General features: G+C 69.9%; 17 protein-coding genes. 10 read left to right on the top strand and 7 right to left on the bottom strand.

The annotated features are described in order from the left end of the window. Positions 1–59: 59 nt before the first annotated feature. Both ACR3ZA_RS00660 and ACR3ZA_RS00665 read right to left on the bottom strand, forming a co-directional pair. On the bottom strand, positions 60–1,373 hold the full coding sequence (locus ACR3ZA_RS00660; RefSeq protein ID WP_473659143.1) for an FtsX-like permease family protein: 1,314 nt from the start codon (positions 1,371–1,373) through the stop codon (positions 60–62). Further along, complete coding sequence (locus tag ACR3ZA_RS00665; RefSeq protein WP_473659145.1) at positions 1,370–2,068, bottom strand: ATP-binding cassette domain-containing protein; 699 nt, start codon at positions 2,066–2,068, stop codon at positions 1,370–1,372. The genes ACR3ZA_RS00660 and ACR3ZA_RS00665 overlap by 4 nt, the downstream gene beginning before the upstream one ends. A 200-nt stretch (positions 2,069–2,268) precedes the next feature. Between ACR3ZA_RS00665 and ACR3ZA_RS00670 the strand changes: the two genes are divergently transcribed. The 7 genes from ACR3ZA_RS00670 to ACR3ZA_RS00700 all read left to right on the top strand — a co-directional run bounded on the left by ACR3ZA_RS00670 (position 2,269) and on the right by ACR3ZA_RS00700 (position 8,410). Further along, positions 2,269–2,604 (top strand): YciI family protein, encoded by a 336-nt coding sequence (locus tag ACR3ZA_RS00670; protein ID WP_473659147.1) that lies wholly within the window; start codon positions 2,269–2,271, stop codon positions 2,602–2,604. Between the two features lie 33 nt (positions 2,605–2,637). Further along, a complete protein-coding gene (locus ACR3ZA_RS00675; protein ID WP_473659149.1) occupies positions 2,638–3,612 on the top strand; it encodes a prenyltransferase/squalene oxidase repeat-containing protein in 975 nt (324 codons plus the stop codon). A 95-nt stretch (positions 3,613–3,707) separates the two neighbouring features. Then, the gene (locus ACR3ZA_RS00680) at positions 3,708–4,490 is read left to right on the top strand and encodes an SDR family oxidoreductase (protein WP_473659151.1); all 783 of its coding nucleotides are present in this window, start codon (positions 3,708–3,710) and stop codon (positions 4,488–4,490) included. Between the two features lie 38 nt (positions 4,491–4,528). Continuing rightward, positions 4,529–5,008, top strand: coding sequence for a nitroreductase family deazaflavin-dependent oxidoreductase (locus ACR3ZA_RS00685; RefSeq protein ID WP_473659153.1), 480 nt, complete (start codon positions 4,529–4,531; stop codon positions 5,006–5,008). A 34-nt stretch (positions 5,009–5,042) separates the two neighbouring features. Beyond that, positions 5,043–5,747, top strand: coding sequence for a polyamine aminopropyltransferase (locus ACR3ZA_RS00690; protein WP_473659155.1), 705 nt, complete (start codon positions 5,043–5,045; stop codon positions 5,745–5,747). A gap of 66 nt (positions 5,748–5,813) precedes the next feature. Further along, positions 5,814–7,295: an SPFH domain-containing protein gene (locus ACR3ZA_RS00695; RefSeq protein WP_473659157.1), complete on the top strand. Its 1,482-nt coding sequence runs from the start codon at positions 5,814–5,816 to the stop codon at positions 7,293–7,295. Positions 7,296–7,321: 26 nt separating this feature from the next. Then, a complete protein-coding gene (locus ACR3ZA_RS00700) occupies positions 7,322–8,410 on the top strand; it encodes an LLM class F420-dependent oxidoreductase (protein ID WP_473659159.1) in 1,089 nt (362 codons plus the stop codon). A gap of 18 nt (positions 8,411–8,428) precedes the next feature. Here the strand turns inward: ACR3ZA_RS00700 and ACR3ZA_RS00705 are convergent, their stop codons facing one another. Beyond that, the gene (locus ACR3ZA_RS00705) at positions 8,429–8,605 is read right to left on the bottom strand and encodes a hypothetical protein (protein ID WP_473556700.1); all 177 of its coding nucleotides are present in this window, start codon (positions 8,603–8,605) and stop codon (positions 8,429–8,431) included. A gap of 57 nt (positions 8,606–8,662) precedes the next feature. Between ACR3ZA_RS00705 and ACR3ZA_RS00710 the strand changes: the two genes are divergently transcribed. Continuing rightward, the gene (locus tag ACR3ZA_RS00710) at positions 8,663–9,250 is read left to right on the top strand and encodes a uracil-DNA glycosylase family protein (protein ID WP_473659161.1); all 588 of its coding nucleotides are present in this window, start codon (positions 8,663–8,665) and stop codon (positions 9,248–9,250) included. Here ACR3ZA_RS00710 and ACR3ZA_RS00715 read toward each other — a convergent pair. Together ACR3ZA_RS00715 and ACR3ZA_RS00720 are read right to left on the bottom strand one after the other, a co-directional pair. Beyond that, on the bottom strand, positions 9,229–11,040 hold the full coding sequence (locus ACR3ZA_RS00715; protein ID WP_473659163.1) for a glycoside hydrolase family 15 protein: 1,812 nt from the start codon (positions 11,038–11,040) through the stop codon (positions 9,229–9,231). The two genes, ACR3ZA_RS00710 and ACR3ZA_RS00715, sit on opposite strands and share 22 nt — an antisense overlap. Positions 11,041–11,076: 36 nt before the next feature. Continuing rightward, positions 11,077–11,361 (bottom strand): GNAT family N-acetyltransferase, encoded by a 285-nt coding sequence (locus ACR3ZA_RS00720; RefSeq protein ID WP_473659166.1) that lies wholly within the window; start codon positions 11,359–11,361, stop codon positions 11,077–11,079. A gap of 73 nt (positions 11,362–11,434) precedes the next feature. On the opposite strand from ACR3ZA_RS00720, the gene ACR3ZA_RS00725 reads away from it, so the two are divergent. Beyond that, complete coding sequence (locus ACR3ZA_RS00725; protein ID WP_473659168.1) at positions 11,435–11,956, top strand: glutathione peroxidase; 522 nt, start codon at positions 11,435–11,437, stop codon at positions 11,954–11,956. Here the strand turns inward: ACR3ZA_RS00725 and ACR3ZA_RS00730 are convergent. Beyond that, the gene (locus ACR3ZA_RS00730) at positions 11,953–12,333 is read right to left on the bottom strand and encodes a S4 domain-containing protein (RefSeq protein ID WP_473659170.1); all 381 of its coding nucleotides are present in this window, start codon (positions 12,331–12,333) and stop codon (positions 11,953–11,955) included. The genes ACR3ZA_RS00725 and ACR3ZA_RS00730 overlap by 4 nt on opposite strands. Before the next feature lie 39 nt (positions 12,334–12,372). Between ACR3ZA_RS00730 and ACR3ZA_RS00735 the strand changes: the two genes are divergently transcribed. Further along, entirely contained in the window at positions 12,373–12,876 is a 504-nt protein-coding gene (locus ACR3ZA_RS00735; RefSeq protein ID WP_473659173.1) for an NUDIX domain-containing protein, read from the top strand. On the opposite strand, the gene ACR3ZA_RS00740 is transcribed toward ACR3ZA_RS00735, so the two are convergent. Beyond that, positions 12,835–13,329: a hypothetical protein gene (locus ACR3ZA_RS00740; RefSeq protein ID WP_473659175.1), complete on the bottom strand. Its 495-nt coding sequence runs from the start codon at positions 13,327–13,329 to the stop codon at positions 12,835–12,837. The two genes, ACR3ZA_RS00735 and ACR3ZA_RS00740, sit on opposite strands and share 42 nt — an antisense overlap. Between the last annotated feature and the right edge of the window lie 67 nt (positions 13,330–13,396).

A 13,396-nucleotide genomic window follows, 5' to 3' on the forward strand; every position in this document is an offset into this window, starting at 1 on the left:
CTGCGGAACAGGCGGGTGGGGTGCCGGGCGAGAACGCCCGACACCCCGACTCGAGCGGCCTACTCGTAGCGCAGCGAGGTGACCGGATCGGCTCGTGCGGCGCGAGCCGCGGGGAGGGTACCGGCCAGGAACGCGATCGCCATGACCAGCAGGATGATGCTGGCGATCGACACCGGGTCGAAGGCGACGAGGTTGAGGCCGGGCAGATCCGTCAGCAGCGTGCGCGCCAGCACCGAGCTGAGCGCGGTGCCCGCCCCGATCGCCGCGACCGCGCCGATCGCGCTGCCGAGGAACCCGATGAAGGTGGCTTCGAGGCTGAACATCGCAAAGACGCGGCGGCTGCCCATGCCCATCGCCTTCATCAGTCCGATCTCACGGGTGCGCTCCTGCACCGACATGAATAACGTGTTGACGATGCCGAACGCGGCCGCCAGCAGCGCGATGATCGCGAAGGCGTTCAACACCAGCACGATGCCGTCGATCACACTCGTGACGGTGCCGAGGGTGTCGGCGACCGTCGTGCCGGTGTAGCCGGCGTCGGCAAGCGCCTCCTTCAGCGCATCCACCTCCTCGGGCGTCGCCTCGGCGTCGAACCACACGCTCGCCTGCACGTAGCGCTCGGCCTCCTCCTCGGTCAGCCCGGTGCTCTGCGCCTCGAACAGCGCGTCGCTGAGGGCGTCATTGATGAGGATGCTCGACCCTGTCGGCGAGGCCAGCGCCTCCTCGGTGACGCCGACGATGGTCGCCTGAATGAGATGACTCTCGCGAAGCGCGTCGGTGATGCCGAGGGTGACCGTCTGTCCGATCGCTTCTGCCCCGTCGTCGAAGCCGAGCGGCTCGACGTAGGCCTGCGGGAGCGCGACCTGCAGCTCGGCTGCTGAGTCATCCGGTTCGACGCCCTCCGCGAGCACGGTCGTCTGCCCGGCAACCAGGCTGCCGACGCTGGCGACGAACTGGGTGCCGTCGTCGAACTGCACGAAGTCGGGGCTGATCGTGCGATCTGCCTCCGCGCGCACGACGCCGTCGATGGCGCGCAGCTCCTCGATGTCGTCGGGCGTCAGTGCGATCACGGTCCCGCCGGGACCGCCGGTTGCGCCGCTCGACACGGCCTCGGGGTCGTACTCGGCGGGGGTGTCATCGCCGGCGAAGAACCGGTCCGCCGCATCCTCACTGACCTTGGTGACCGTCATCGCGTCGGAGGCGCCGACGCCGCTCACGACGTCGTCGATGTAGGCGTTGATGCCCGTTCCGAGCCCGCTGGTGATGGCCAGGGTGAAGGCGCCGATGAAGATCGAAAGGATCGTCAACAGGGTGCGCGTCTTCGAGCGGAACGTGTTCGACACTGCGGAACTGATCAGGTCGCCGGTCTTCATGCGGCCACCGCCGTCGTGTCGTCGACGAGCAGTCCGTCGCGGATGCGCAGCTGACGGTCGCAGCGCGCCGCCAGCTCCTCGTCGTGGGTGACGATGATGAGGGTGATTCCGTGCTCGCGGTTGAGGCTGAACAGCAGCTCCTCGACAACGGCACCGGTGACCGAGTCCAGGTTTCCGGTCGGTTCGTCGGCGAAGACGATGCGCGGGTTGTTGACGAGCGCGCGCGCGATCACGGCGCGCTGCTTCTGGCCGCCGGAGAGGTCGCTCGCCTTGTTCTTCGCCTTGTCGGCGAGCTCCAGCTGTTCGAGTGCGGCGAAGCCACGGCGCTTGCGCTCGGCGGCGCCGACTCCGGCGATCTTCATCGGCAGGATCACGTTCTTGAGCACCGTGCTGTTGGCGTTCAGGAAGAACTGCTGGAACACGAAGCCGAAGGTCTTGTTGCGGGTGCGGTTCAAGCGCGAGCCGCGGAGGGTTCGGGTGTCGACACCGTCGAGGGTGATCACACCGGAGGTCGGGGCATCGAGCAGCGCCAGGATGTGCATCAGTGTCGATTTGCCCGAGCCGCTCTTGCCGAGGATCGCAATCGACTCTCCTTCTCGGATGTCGAAGCTCACCCCTTTGAGTGCATCGAAGCGGTTCTGGCCGCGGCCGTACGTCTTGCGTACGTCCTCGACGTGAAGGAGGGGGCTGGTCATCAAATCTCCGGATTTCTGCCACGCGGCATCGGGCGTTCGAGGTCCCCAGTCTCATCGGATCGGTACCGGCGCGCGTCATCCGCGTGGAGTCAGTTCGGTACTGCGCTGGCGGTATGGCCGGGGTAGAGAGATCTGTCTATGTTGCGGTCTCCGATGGACAAGCGGAGCATGAAGGCGGGGTCAACAGAGAAGAGACGACGATGTCGAAATTCCTGATCATCTACCACTCGCCTTCGAATCCGTCGATGGAGGAGGCTCCGCCCGACGTCGACATGGACGCCGAGATGAAGGCCTGGATGGCCTGGGGCGAGGGCCTCGGCTCGCACCTGACCGATTTCGGTTCACCCCTCGGCGGCGGCGTGCATGTCGCGCCCGGCGGCGCCACCTCCGACAGCTCGCTCGACGTCTCCGGCTATTCCTTCGTCGAGGCGGCCACCATGGAGGAGGCGCTGGCATTCACCAAGAACCACCCGCACCTGAACTTCCCGGGCGCGAGCCTCGAGGTGCACGAGGTGCAGCCGCTTCCCGGCATGTAGCGGCGAGTCGTACGCCACTCCTACACTCGCCGCATGAGCGATGCGGCGTTGATCGAGTGGATGCGCGACTCCGACCCCGCCCTGCGGTGGCAGGTGGAGCGCGATCTGCTCGGCGCCCCCGATGCGGTCTGGCGCGCGACGCGCGCCCGCGTGGCTACTGAAGGATTCGGCGCTGACCTGCGATCTCGACAGGACGCCGACGGCCAGTGGGCGGGCGGCGCGTTCTTCCCCGCCGACTTCGACCTCGATGGCCCCGAGGCCGCCGCCGACGCGGGGCAGCCGTTCACCGCCACCTCATGGTCGCTGAGCGCCCTGCGCGAGTGGGGGCTCGACCCCGATGTGCTCGCCGGAACCGCCGAGAAGCTCGCCGCGCACAGCCGCTGGGAGTACGACGACCTGCCCTATTGGGACGGCGAGGTCGACTGCTGCATCAACGCCGCCACGGTGCTGAACGGCCGCTGGCTGGGCGTCGACATGGATCCGCTCGTCGACTGGTTCCTCGAACACCAGCTTGCCGACGGTGGCTGGAACTGCGAGTGGGTCGAGGGTGCCGCCGTCTCGTCGGTCGACTCCACGCTCAACGCGCTCATCATGCTGCTCGACGTCGAGCAGGGCCGCGGCGGCGACGAGACGCTGCGCGCCGCGCGTCACCGCGGCGAGGAATACCTGCTCGAGCGTCGGCTGATGTTCCGGGTCTCGACCGGCGAGCTCATCGCACCCCGGCTGACGCGCTTCGCGTACCCGTATCGCTGGTTCTACAGCGTGCTCCGCGCCGTTGACCACTTTCGTTCTGCGTCGCTGTACGAGGGCACGGATCCAGATCCGCGCCTTGCCGAGGCGGTGGGCGTGATCCGCAGTCAGCGGCAGCCCGATGGGACCTGGCTTCAGGCGCGGCGGCATCCGGGGCGCGTGTGGTTCGAAGTCGACGTGGCAGCGGGTGAGCCGTCGAAGTGGCTGACCTTCTACGCCACGCGCGCGCTCGACTGGTGGGACGCGGCGCGCGACTGAGCCCGCGGGACCTTCGCCCTATCGCTTCCGCGTGCCGAAGCGCACGCTGAGGAGTACGGGGCAACGACGCCCCGCTTCAGGAAGGCAGGGTTTCCATGTCTCGCACCTACGTCATCACCGGTGCCGCGAGCGGCATCGGCAAGGCCACCGCCGATCTGTTGATCGAGCGCGGCCATCGCGTCATCGGGGTCGACATCGCCGGGTCCGACGTGAACGTCGACCTGACCACCGCCGACGGACGTGCCGAGATGATCTCGGCGGTCACCGAGCATTCCGGCGGATCGATCGACGCGATCATCGCCAACGCGGGGCTCGCCACCCCGACCGCGCGCACCGTCGCCGTCAACTACTTCGGCGCCGTTGCGACCCTCGAAGGCCTGCGGCCGCTGCTGGCCGGCTCGGAGGCGCCGCGCGCCGTCGCCACCGTGTCGATGGCGTCGCTCTTCCCGCCGGACGAGGCCCTGCTCACCGCGCTGCTCGGGGGAGACGAGGCCGCGGCGCTGCACCGCGGTGCCGAACTGGAGGCCGCCGGCGGTGACGCCGCCAACCTGATCTACGGCACCACCAAGGCGGCGCTGTCGCGGTGGATCCGCAATCATGCCGCCACGCCTGAGTGGGCCGGGGCGGGCATCCCGCTGAACGCCGTCGCCCCCGGTGTCGTCGAGACGCCGATGACCGAGCAGTTCACCTCGACGGCGGAGGCGCGCGAGGCGATCCTGCAGATGGTGCCGATGCCGCTGAATGGCATCTTCGCGCCGCGCGATGTCGGCTATCTGCTGGCCTGGCTCACGAGCGAGGAGAACGCGCACCTGTGCGGCCAGGTCGTGTTCATCGACGGCGGATCCGATGTGGTGATCCGCGGCGACTCGACCTGGTGAGGCGCGACGCGGCGTGACCGGTCCGGCAGAATCGGCCCATGAGACTGCCTCGCGCCCTGCGTCCGCCGATTGCAGCGCTCTCCCGCACGCGGCTCTTCCGCCGCATCGGTCCGGCGATCATGCCCGGTCTCGAGCGCGTCCACCGCGCGCTGACGCGGAACCGCGCCCCGCTGAGCGATCTGGCCGTGCCCTCGCTCGTGCTTCACACGGTCGGGGCGCGCACGGGTGAGCCGCGCGGGGTGCCGCTCATGTACTGTCCCGACGGCGAGCGGATGCTGGTGGTCGGCAGCAACTTCGCCCGAGAGCGGCACCCGGCGTGGACGGCGAACCTGCTCGCGCATCCGGATGTGGCGGTCACCGTCGGCGGACGCCGTGTGCGGGTGCACGCCGAGCCGATTGCATCCGGCGAGCGCGAAGCGGTCTGGCGACAGTTGGAGCAGAACTGGCCGGGCTACCGCGACTACGAGCGGAAGGCGGGGCGCGAGCTGCGGATCTTCCGACTTACGCCGCGGGCCTGAGGCACGGCCCGAGCGAGGCCACTAGCCTTCGGGCATGGCGCGCATCGGCTTCGAAGAGCTCGACTTCCAGACGACCCCGATGGGTGAGATCTCGTTGCGCCGTCGACACGACCCGCACCTCGGGGTCGAGGTCTTCGAGGTGAAGCTGAACGACGAGTACCTGATGTCGAGCCTGTTCACGGTGGCGGAAGAAGAGCTCGCCACCCTCGGCCTCGCCGCGGTGTCGGGTGACGCGCTCGACGTGCTGGTCGGCGGCCTCGGACTCGGCTATACCGCGGTCACCGCGCTGGTCGATTCGCGGGTGCGCTCGCTGACGGTGGTGGATGCGCTTGGCGAGGTGGTCGGCTGGCACCAGCGCCGACTGCTGCCGGTCTCGAACACCCTCGTCGATGACGACCGCACGAGTCTCGTCGTCGACGACTTCTTCGACCTCGCGCGCCGCGAGCGCGCGACCGACGCCCCGAGGTTCCACGCGATCCTGGTCGACATCGACCACACGCCGACCCACCGGCTCGACTCGACGCACGCCGACTTCTACACCGCCGACGGGCTGCGCCTGCTGGCTCGACACCTCCACCCCGGCGGGGTGTTCGCGCTCTGGTCGGACGACCCGCCCGAGGAGGGATTCCTGGCGCTGCTGGCGGAGGTGTTCCCACACGTCGCGGGCGAGTTGGTGAGCTTCGACAACCCGATCACCGGGGGAGTGTCGACCAACTCGGTCTACGTCGCCCGGCTCTAGTCCCGCCGCCGCCAAGTCCGCGCCGAGCGCGTATTGAGGTGCGCTCGAATCCGCCATACTGATCCCATGATCTTTCCGGGGGACTCTCTGACCGTTGGCGTGCTCGTGGCAGTCGTGGTGGTGCTTGCCATCATCGCCGGGATCGTGATCCTGGCCGGGATCAAGGTGGCCAAGCCCGACGAGGCGATCATCGTCACCTCGCGCCAGCAGCGCGGGCGCAAGGGCGAGGACTTCGACGCCAGTGCGGGGCAGAAGGTGGTGCTCGGCTCGCGCGTGTTCGTGAAGCCGATCGTCGAGGCGCACTTCAAGCTGAGCCTGCGCAGCCGGCAGCTGAACGTGCAGGCCACCGCGCAGACGCGTGACGCGATCACCATCAAGGTGAATGCGGTCGCCGTCGTCAAGGTCGGCGGAAGCGAGTCGATGGTGCGCGCCGCCGCCCAGCGGTTCCTGAACCAGCAGGACCAGATCGAGTCCTCGACCGAGGAAGTGCTCTCCGGCTCGGTCCGCTCGATCGTCGGCCAGCTCACCGTCACCGAGATCATCACCAACCGTCAGGCGCTCCAGGGTCAGGTCCTCGAGACGGTGCGCGAATCCCTCGACGTGCAGGGTCTTGTCATCGACACCCTCCAGATCAAGGAGATCGACGACGACAACGGCTACATTCGCGACCTCGGGCGCGGCGAGGCGGCGCGTGTCAAGCAGGTCGCCGAGATCGCCGAGTCGGAGGCGCGTCGAGCCTCGGAGCAGGCCCGCATCGGCGCGGACCAGGCGGTCGCGGAGGCGCAGCGCGAGCTCGACCTGCGGAACGCGGAGATCCAGAAGGAGACCGACAAAGCGCGCGCCGAAGCCGCGGCGGCGGCCCCGCTCGCCGAGGCGATCGCACAGCAGGAGGTCGTGGCGCAGCAGGAGGTGACCGCGCAGAAGCGGGTCGGGCTTCGCACGCAGGAACTGGATGCCGAGATCAAGGCCGTCGCCGACGCCGAGGCGTATGCGATCGAGAAGCGAGCGAACGCGAATGCGCAGGCCGCGATCGCCAACGCGAACGCCGACCGCGATGCGCGCAAGGCCGCCGCGCAGGCCATCGAGTCGGAAGGTGTCGCCGAGAAGAACCGACGCATCGCCGCCGCCGAGGCGCTGCGTGCCGAGGGCGACGCGGAAGCCGAGGCGATCCGGGTGAAGGGTCACGCCGAGGCGGAGTCGTCGCGCGCTCAAGCCGAAGCGCTCGACGAGCGTTCGGCCGAGCTGCTGCGTCAGCAGATCATCGCGCAACTCCCGGACATCGTCCGCGCGGCTGCCGAGCCGCTGGCGGCGATCCAGAACATGACGGTGATCTCGTCCGATGCGACCGGCACGGCGCAGATCGGGCAGAACCTCGAGAGCCAGCTCGCGACGACCCGTCAGATCATCAAGGACCTGGTCGGTGTCGACATCTCGGAACTGATCACGGGGCGAGCCGTCGGGCAGGCGGCGGGTGAGGCTCTGGCTGGCGCCGACGGTCCCGCAGCGGTTCGCCGACGTTCCTCCCGCGCGGCGAACTCCGGGGAATAGCACTCGGCGCGAATAGACTCGCCGACGTGACATCGACGTCTGCGCTGCTCCCGCCCGTTACCCGCCCCCGACTCGGGGTGGTCGTCGACTACGCCGACGACTTCCGTGACGCCGTCGCCGACGTCGTCGAGTACGAAGCGCTCGGCGCCGACCTGGTGACCGTCTCGGAGGCGTACTCCTTCGATGCCGTCTCGAAGCTGGGCTTTCTGGCCGCCCGCACCGATCGCATCACGCTCGCCGCCGCGATCCTGCCGATCTACTCGCGCACGCCCACGTTGATCGCGATGACCGCGGCCACCCTCGACACCATCTCCGGCGGACGCTTCGAGCTCGGGCTTGGCGCGTCAGGGCCGCAGGTCATCGAAGGCTTCCACGGGGTGCCGTTCACCGCCCCGCTCGCCCGCACGCGCGAGATCATCGAGATCGCCCGTGCCGCGTGGCGCGGCGAGCGCATCGAACACGCCGGCAGTCAGTACACGATTCCGCTGCCGGCCGATCAGGGCACCGGGCTCGGCAAGCCGCTCAAGATGATCGGACAGACCTCGCGGGAGCGCATCCCGGTCCACATCGCGGCGCTCGCCCCCAAGGGCGTGGCGCAGGCGGCGGAGATCGCCGAGGGCTGGATCCCGCTGTTCTTCCATCCTGAGCTCGGGTCCCGGGTGTGGGGTGAGCCGGTCGCGGCCGGGCTGGCGCGGCGAGACGCCACGCTCCCGCCGCTCGAACTGCTCGTGCAGCTGCCGGTCTACATCGGGCCGGGCCACGAGCGCGCCCTCGAGGGCTATCGGGCGCGCGCCGCGCTCTACATCGGCGGGATGGGCGCCAAGGGCGCCAACTTCTACAACACCGTCGTCGCCTCGATGGGGTTCGAGGCGGAGGCCGAGCGCATCCAGGACCTGTATCTCGCGGGCGACAAGGCGGGGGCCGCCGCCGCGGTGCCTGACGAGCTGCTCCGGGCGACCGCGCTGATCGGCGACGAGGAGCACGTGCGCGAGCGCGTCGGCGCCTTCCGTGCCGCGGGCGTGTCGAGCCTCATCGTGCAGCCGCTGGCGCACAGCCGCGAGGCGCGCATCGCCCACGTCGCGGCCGTGCGCGGGATTCTCGACGAACTCGACTGAGGCGGGTGTCGGCCCCGGTCAGTTGCCGGAACGCGGCGGGCGGCCCTTGAGACCGTTCGGGTCGGGTCGTTCGGGTTCCTTGGCCGTCGCCGGGCTCACCTTCGAGTCGTGCGGCGGATCCACCACCTCGGAGGGGTGCTGGCGCTCGCCGCGTTCCGCGTCCGGGTCGGGGCCCTTCTTCTCGTGGTCGTTCATGACCCGATCGTCGCGCACGAACCGGCCGCGTGCCGAGATTCCAAGGAGAATCGCAACATGGGGTTCACGCGCGACGAGCTCGAGTCGTTTCGAGACGCCGAGATCGACGATCTCGTCGGTCCGGGCCTGCGGCTGCTGTTCGTGGGAGTGAACCCCGGTCTGTGGACGGCGGCCACCGGAACGCCGTTCGCCCATCCCGGCAACCGCTTCTTTCCCGCACTCGTCCAGGCCGGCATCCTGCCGGAGCGCCCCGGATTCGCGCGCGGACTCACGGAGACGGAGCGGGCGAGCATCGTCGGCGCGGGCGTCGGCATCACGAACCTCGTCCGACGGGCCACCGCGCGGGCCGACGAGCTCGGGCGTGATGAGCTTCGCGCCGGGGCCGCACGGCTGCGCGCGAACATCCGCGACTGGCGGCCGGACGTCGTTGCGATCGTCGGGATCACGGCCTACCGCGACGGATTCGATCGACCCCGCGCGGTGAGCGGCCGTCAGGTGGACGGCATTGAGGGAGTGCCGCTGTGGGTGCTGCCGAGCCCGAGCGGGCTCAATGCGCACGCCACCGTTGCCTCGCTCGCCGAGGCCTACGCCGAGCCGGCGCGCGCCGCGGGCCTGCTACCCGGTCAGGCTTCCTCGGAATCCTGACCGCGAGCCTCCGTCGCCCCGGCGATCGCGTCGGCGGCGCGCACGAGCGCCAGATGAGAGAACGCCTGCGGGGTGTTGCCGAGATGAGCGCCGGTCACCGGGTCGACTTCCTCGGAGATCAGGCCGACGTCGTTCGCGAGCCCCACCAGGCGGTCCATCAGCCGGATCGCATCATCCTGCCGTCCGGACCGCGCGTACTGCTCGACCAGCCAGAATGAGCACGCGACGAAGGGGTGCTCGTCCCCGGGAAGCCCATCGACGCCCGACTCGGCGCGGTAGCGCAGCAGCAGACCGTCGCGCAGCAGCTCGTCCTCGAGCTGAGCCACCGTGCCGAGCATGCGCGGGTCGTCGGGCTCGACGAACCCGATCTGCGCCAGCTGCAGCAGCGAGGCGTCGACGTGCGTCGCGCCGTAGTACTGCACGAAGCTCCCGAGCTCCCGGTTGAAGCCGTGCTCCTCGATCTCGGCTCGCAGCTCGTCGCACTGCGCGCGCCAGAGCTCCACCGGGCCCTCGAGGCCGTGCTCCTCCACGGCCCGCACCGCGCTCGCGAACGCGGCCCACATCATCGCGCGGGAGTGGGTGAACCGGCGCACCGGGCCGCGGATCTCCCAGATGCCGTGGTCATCCGACTCCCGCGCCTCGACGAGGCGATCCATCAGAGCGAGCTGCAACGACCACGAGAACGAGTCCTCCGGCACGCCGATCGTGCGGGCCTGCTCGAGCGCGAGCATCACCTCGCCGAAGACGTCGCCCTGGAACTGCTGGGCCGCCCCATTGCCCACGCGCACCGGGGCTGAGCCGCGATACCCGGGGAGGCTCTCGATCGTGGTCTCCGAGAGTCGACGCTCGCCCGCGAGGCCGTACATGATCTGCATGTCGGCGGGATCCCCCGCGATCGCGCGCAGCAGCCAGCTGCGCCACTCCTGCGCCTCCAACTCGTAGCCGTGCAGCATCAGCGCTTCGAGCGTGAGCGCCGCGTCGCGAAGCCAGACGTAGCGGTAATCCCAGTTGCGCACCCCGCCGAGCTCCTCCGGCAGGCTCGTGGTGGCGGCCGCGACGATGCCGCCGGTGTCCTCATGGGTGAGCGCCCGCAGCACCAGCAGCGAGCGCCGCACGGCATGCTCATAAGGGCCGGAGACGGCGCAGCGATCCGCCCAGTCGCGCCACCAGTCCTCGGTCGCCTCCAATTGGTCGTCGACATCCAACGCGGGTGGCGGCTCGCGGTGGGCCGGGTGCCAGGTGAGCACAGTGTCGACGACCTCGCCTGCCGAGACCTCGAACTCGACGCGGTGCACATGATCGTCGGGTGTCATCTCGGGGCCGCGCAGCACCAGCGCATCCGGCCCCGCGACGGCGAGCAGCGCGCCGTCGTAACCCTCCGCGTGGCGAGGCGACTGGCGCACCCACGGAACCGCGTTGGCGTAGTCGAAGCGCACGCGGAACACCTGCTCCATCGCGACGGTTCCCGAGATGCCGCGCACGCGGCGCACCAGATCGGCCCGGCGGTCACCGTGCGGCATGAAATCGATCACCTCGACCTCGCCGGTCGCAGTCTCCCAGCGCGTCACCAGCACGAAGGTGTCGTCCCGGTACGCGCGCGAGGTGCATCGCTTCGAGTCGCGAGGGCCCACGCGCCACCGCCCGTGGTCGGCGCTGCCGAGCAGCGCGCCGAAGGTCGAGGCGGAGTCGAAGCGAGGCAGGCACAGCCAGTCGATGTTGCCGTCGATGCCCACGAGCGCACCGGTGTGGCAGTCGCCGATGAGGGCGTAGTCCTTGATATCGAGCGCCATCGTCACTCCTCGGATCGCGGGCGGATGCGGACGAGGTCAGCCAAGCAGAGCAGCGCGCTCCGGGTGCTGCTCGAACCAGTCGGCGACGAACCAGCATCCCGCGCGGATCGGCCCCACGCCCCGGGCCTCCACATCATCGACCGCGAACTCGACCAGCTGGGCGGCGTAGCCCTGATTGCGGTGGTTCGGCACGGTCACCGTGTGGAAGAACGACACCGCGCCGTTCTGCTCGGCGTATTCCAGCACGCTCGCGATCGCACCATCGATGCGGAGCACGTAGCGGTGTGCGTCGGGTTCGTGGCTCATTTCCGGGGCAGCCATGAAACCAGGCTATCGAGCCGAGGCCAGCGCCGCTCGGCCAGCGCGCGCGGCGGCCGCCGCATATCGTGGAGGCATGGGCATCCGCGACATCGAACTGACCACCATCGACGGGGAGCCCACCACCCTCACCCGGTTCGGCGACCGTGCCGTGCTCGTGGTCAACGTCGCGTCGCGCTGCGGGCTCACCCCGCAGTACGAGAAGCTCGAAGACCTCCAGCGGCGCTACGAGCCGCGCGGGTTCACCGTGCTCGGGTTCCCGTGCAACCAGTTCGCCGGCCAAGAGCCCGGCAGCTCCGACGACATCAAGGAGTTCTGCTCCACCACGTTCGGGGTGACCTTTCCGCTCATGGAGAAGGTCAAAGTCAACGGAAAGCACGCGCATCCGCTTTTCCAGGCACTCAAGGAGACGCCGGACGCCCACGGCAAAGCGGGTCGAGTGACGTGGAACTTCGAGAAGTTCCTCGTCGCACCCGACGGCAGCGTGACGCGCTTCCGGCCGACGACGCAGCCCGACGCCCCCGCCGTGATCGAGGCGATCGAGACGGCGCTTGCGCAGCGCGCCGAGAGCTCCGAGCCCGCGGAGCGCGGCGCCTAGAGCTCGTCGCGGTGTCGCAGCCGTTCGAGCTCGCGGCGGTCGCGCTTGGTCGGCCGCCCCGCCCCGCGGTCGCGCACGCCGACCACCGAGCGCTCCTCCGGCGGGGGCGGGGGAGGCGAATGGTCCTCCAGCGCCTCGGCCGCGAGAGCGGCGCCGACGCGCTTCCGGATCAGCTGTCGCACGATCACCACGCGCGGTCCGGCCTCGGTACGCACTCGCACCTCATCGCCGATCGACAGCGCGTGCGCCGCCTTCGCTCGATCACCGTTGACGCGCACGTGGCCGGCGCGGCAGAGGGCGGTCGCCGCCGACCGGGTCTTGGTCAGCCGCACGGCCCACAGCCAGGCGTCCAGTCGAGCGCTCACGACAGCGAGCATACGGACCGTCGCGCCCGTCGCGCTCATTAGGCTGAAGGCGTGACGCGAGCCAGCCATGACCCCAGCGCTCGGCGGCCGCACGGTCCGGGCGATGCCTGGGTGGACGGGCCACGCGGGAGGTTCTGGGGAACCTACGGTGCCGCGGGGCTGCTGGTCGCGCATCCCGGTTCCGGCGTTCTCCTGCAGCTGCGCGCCAGTTGGAGCCACTTCGGCGGCACCTGGGGACTGCCCGGCGGGGCGCGCAAGCCGGACGAGTCGGCCGTCGAGGCGGCGATTCGTGAGGCCGACGAGGAGGCGGGCGTTCCCCCGGATCGGGTTCACGTGCTCGAGACCGTCGTCAACGATCTCGGCTACTGGTCGTACGCAACCGTCCTGGCGCGCGTCGACGAGCGCTTCGAGCCCGTCATCGGCGACGCGGAGAGCGTGGCGCTGGAGTGGGTGGCGTTGGATGACGTCGCGGCCCGGCCGCTGCATCCGGGCTTCGCGGCCTCGTGGCCCGCGTTACGAGATCGCCTGCGCGAACTGGATGTCGCGCTCGGCTGAGCGCTGCTCGTCCTGCTCGGCGAGCGAGGCCTTCCACGCCACAAGACCGCGCACGACCTCGCTCTCGTCCTGGGCGAGACGCTCCATCGCATCCGCGGGCACGTAGAAGTTCACCGCGACCCAGCCGCGCACCGACTCGTTCTCGTCGCCGGCGAGCTCACGCAGCAGGTCGCATGGCGCCGCCTCGTTGCGGGCGACGCACGCGCGCACGCCCGGGTCGCTGTCGCGCGCCAGACGCTCGAACACCTCGGGGGGCGTGTGGTAGCTGCTCGCGACGCTCTCCCGGATCTTCGGGTTGCTGTCCTGGGCGAGCAGGCGCAGACGACGGATCTTGCTCTCGGTGACCGGGGGAGCGGGGTGGAGTGCCGCGGCCTCCTCGGCCGTCAGCATCTTCGGAGCATTCGCACGCATCTGCGCGCGCTGGGCGGGCGTGTTGAAGCGGATGCACGACATGCGGCGAGTTTAAGTGCTCGCGCCGTGCTCGGTCCGGTGACCCGCCGCACCCGAGCCAGTGGCGGGG

The sequence above is a fragment of the Herbiconiux sp. J20-20 genome (genome assembly GCF_057365085.1).

Bases quoted from the DNA above. Each gene is read 5' to 3' on its own strand.
- ACR3ZA_RS00710 (WP_473659161.1), top strand. From the start codon at position 8,663: ATGGGGTTCACGCGCGACGAGCTCGAGTCGTTTCGAGACGCCGAGATC.
- ACR3ZA_RS00720 (WP_473659166.1), bottom strand. From the start codon at position 11,361: ATGGCTGCCCCGGAAATGAGCCACGAACCCGACGCACACCGCTACGTG.
- ACR3ZA_RS00725 (WP_473659168.1), top strand. From the start codon at position 11,435: ATGGGCATCCGCGACATCGAACTGACCACCATCGACGGGGAGCCCACC.
- ACR3ZA_RS00660 (WP_473659143.1), bottom strand. From the start codon at position 1,373: ATGAAGACCGGCGACCTGATCAGTTCCGCAGTGTCGAACACGTTCCGC.
- ACR3ZA_RS00665 (WP_473659145.1), bottom strand. From the start codon at position 2,068: ATGACCAGCCCCCTCCTTCACGTCGAGGACGTACGCAAGACGTACGGC.
- ACR3ZA_RS00715 (WP_473659163.1), bottom strand. From the start codon at position 11,040: ATGGCGCTCGATATCAAGGACTACGCCCTCATCGGCGACTGCCACACC.
- ACR3ZA_RS00705 (WP_473556700.1), bottom strand. From the start codon at position 8,605: ATGAACGACCACGAGAAGAAGGGCCCCGACCCGGACGCGGAACGCGGC.
- ACR3ZA_RS00730 (WP_473659170.1), bottom strand. From the start codon at position 12,333: ATGCTCGCTGTCGTGAGCGCTCGACTGGACGCCTGGCTGTGGGCCGTG.
- ACR3ZA_RS00685 (WP_473659153.1), top strand. From the start codon at position 4,529: ATGAGACTGCCTCGCGCCCTGCGTCCGCCGATTGCAGCGCTCTCCCGC.
- ACR3ZA_RS00695 (WP_473659157.1), top strand. From the start codon at position 5,814: ATGATCTTTCCGGGGGACTCTCTGACCGTTGGCGTGCTCGTGGCAGTC.
- ACR3ZA_RS00670 (WP_473659147.1), top strand. From the start codon at position 2,269: ATGTCGAAATTCCTGATCATCTACCACTCGCCTTCGAATCCGTCGATG.
- ACR3ZA_RS00690 (WP_473659155.1), top strand. From the start codon at position 5,043: ATGGCGCGCATCGGCTTCGAAGAGCTCGACTTCCAGACGACCCCGATG.
- ACR3ZA_RS00740 (WP_473659175.1), bottom strand. From the start codon at position 13,329: ATGTCGTGCATCCGCTTCAACACGCCCGCCCAGCGCGCGCAGATGCGT.
- ACR3ZA_RS00680 (WP_473659151.1), top strand. From the start codon at position 3,708: ATGTCTCGCACCTACGTCATCACCGGTGCCGCGAGCGGCATCGGCAAG.
- ACR3ZA_RS00675 (WP_473659149.1), top strand. From the start codon at position 2,638: ATGAGCGATGCGGCGTTGATCGAGTGGATGCGCGACTCCGACCCCGCC.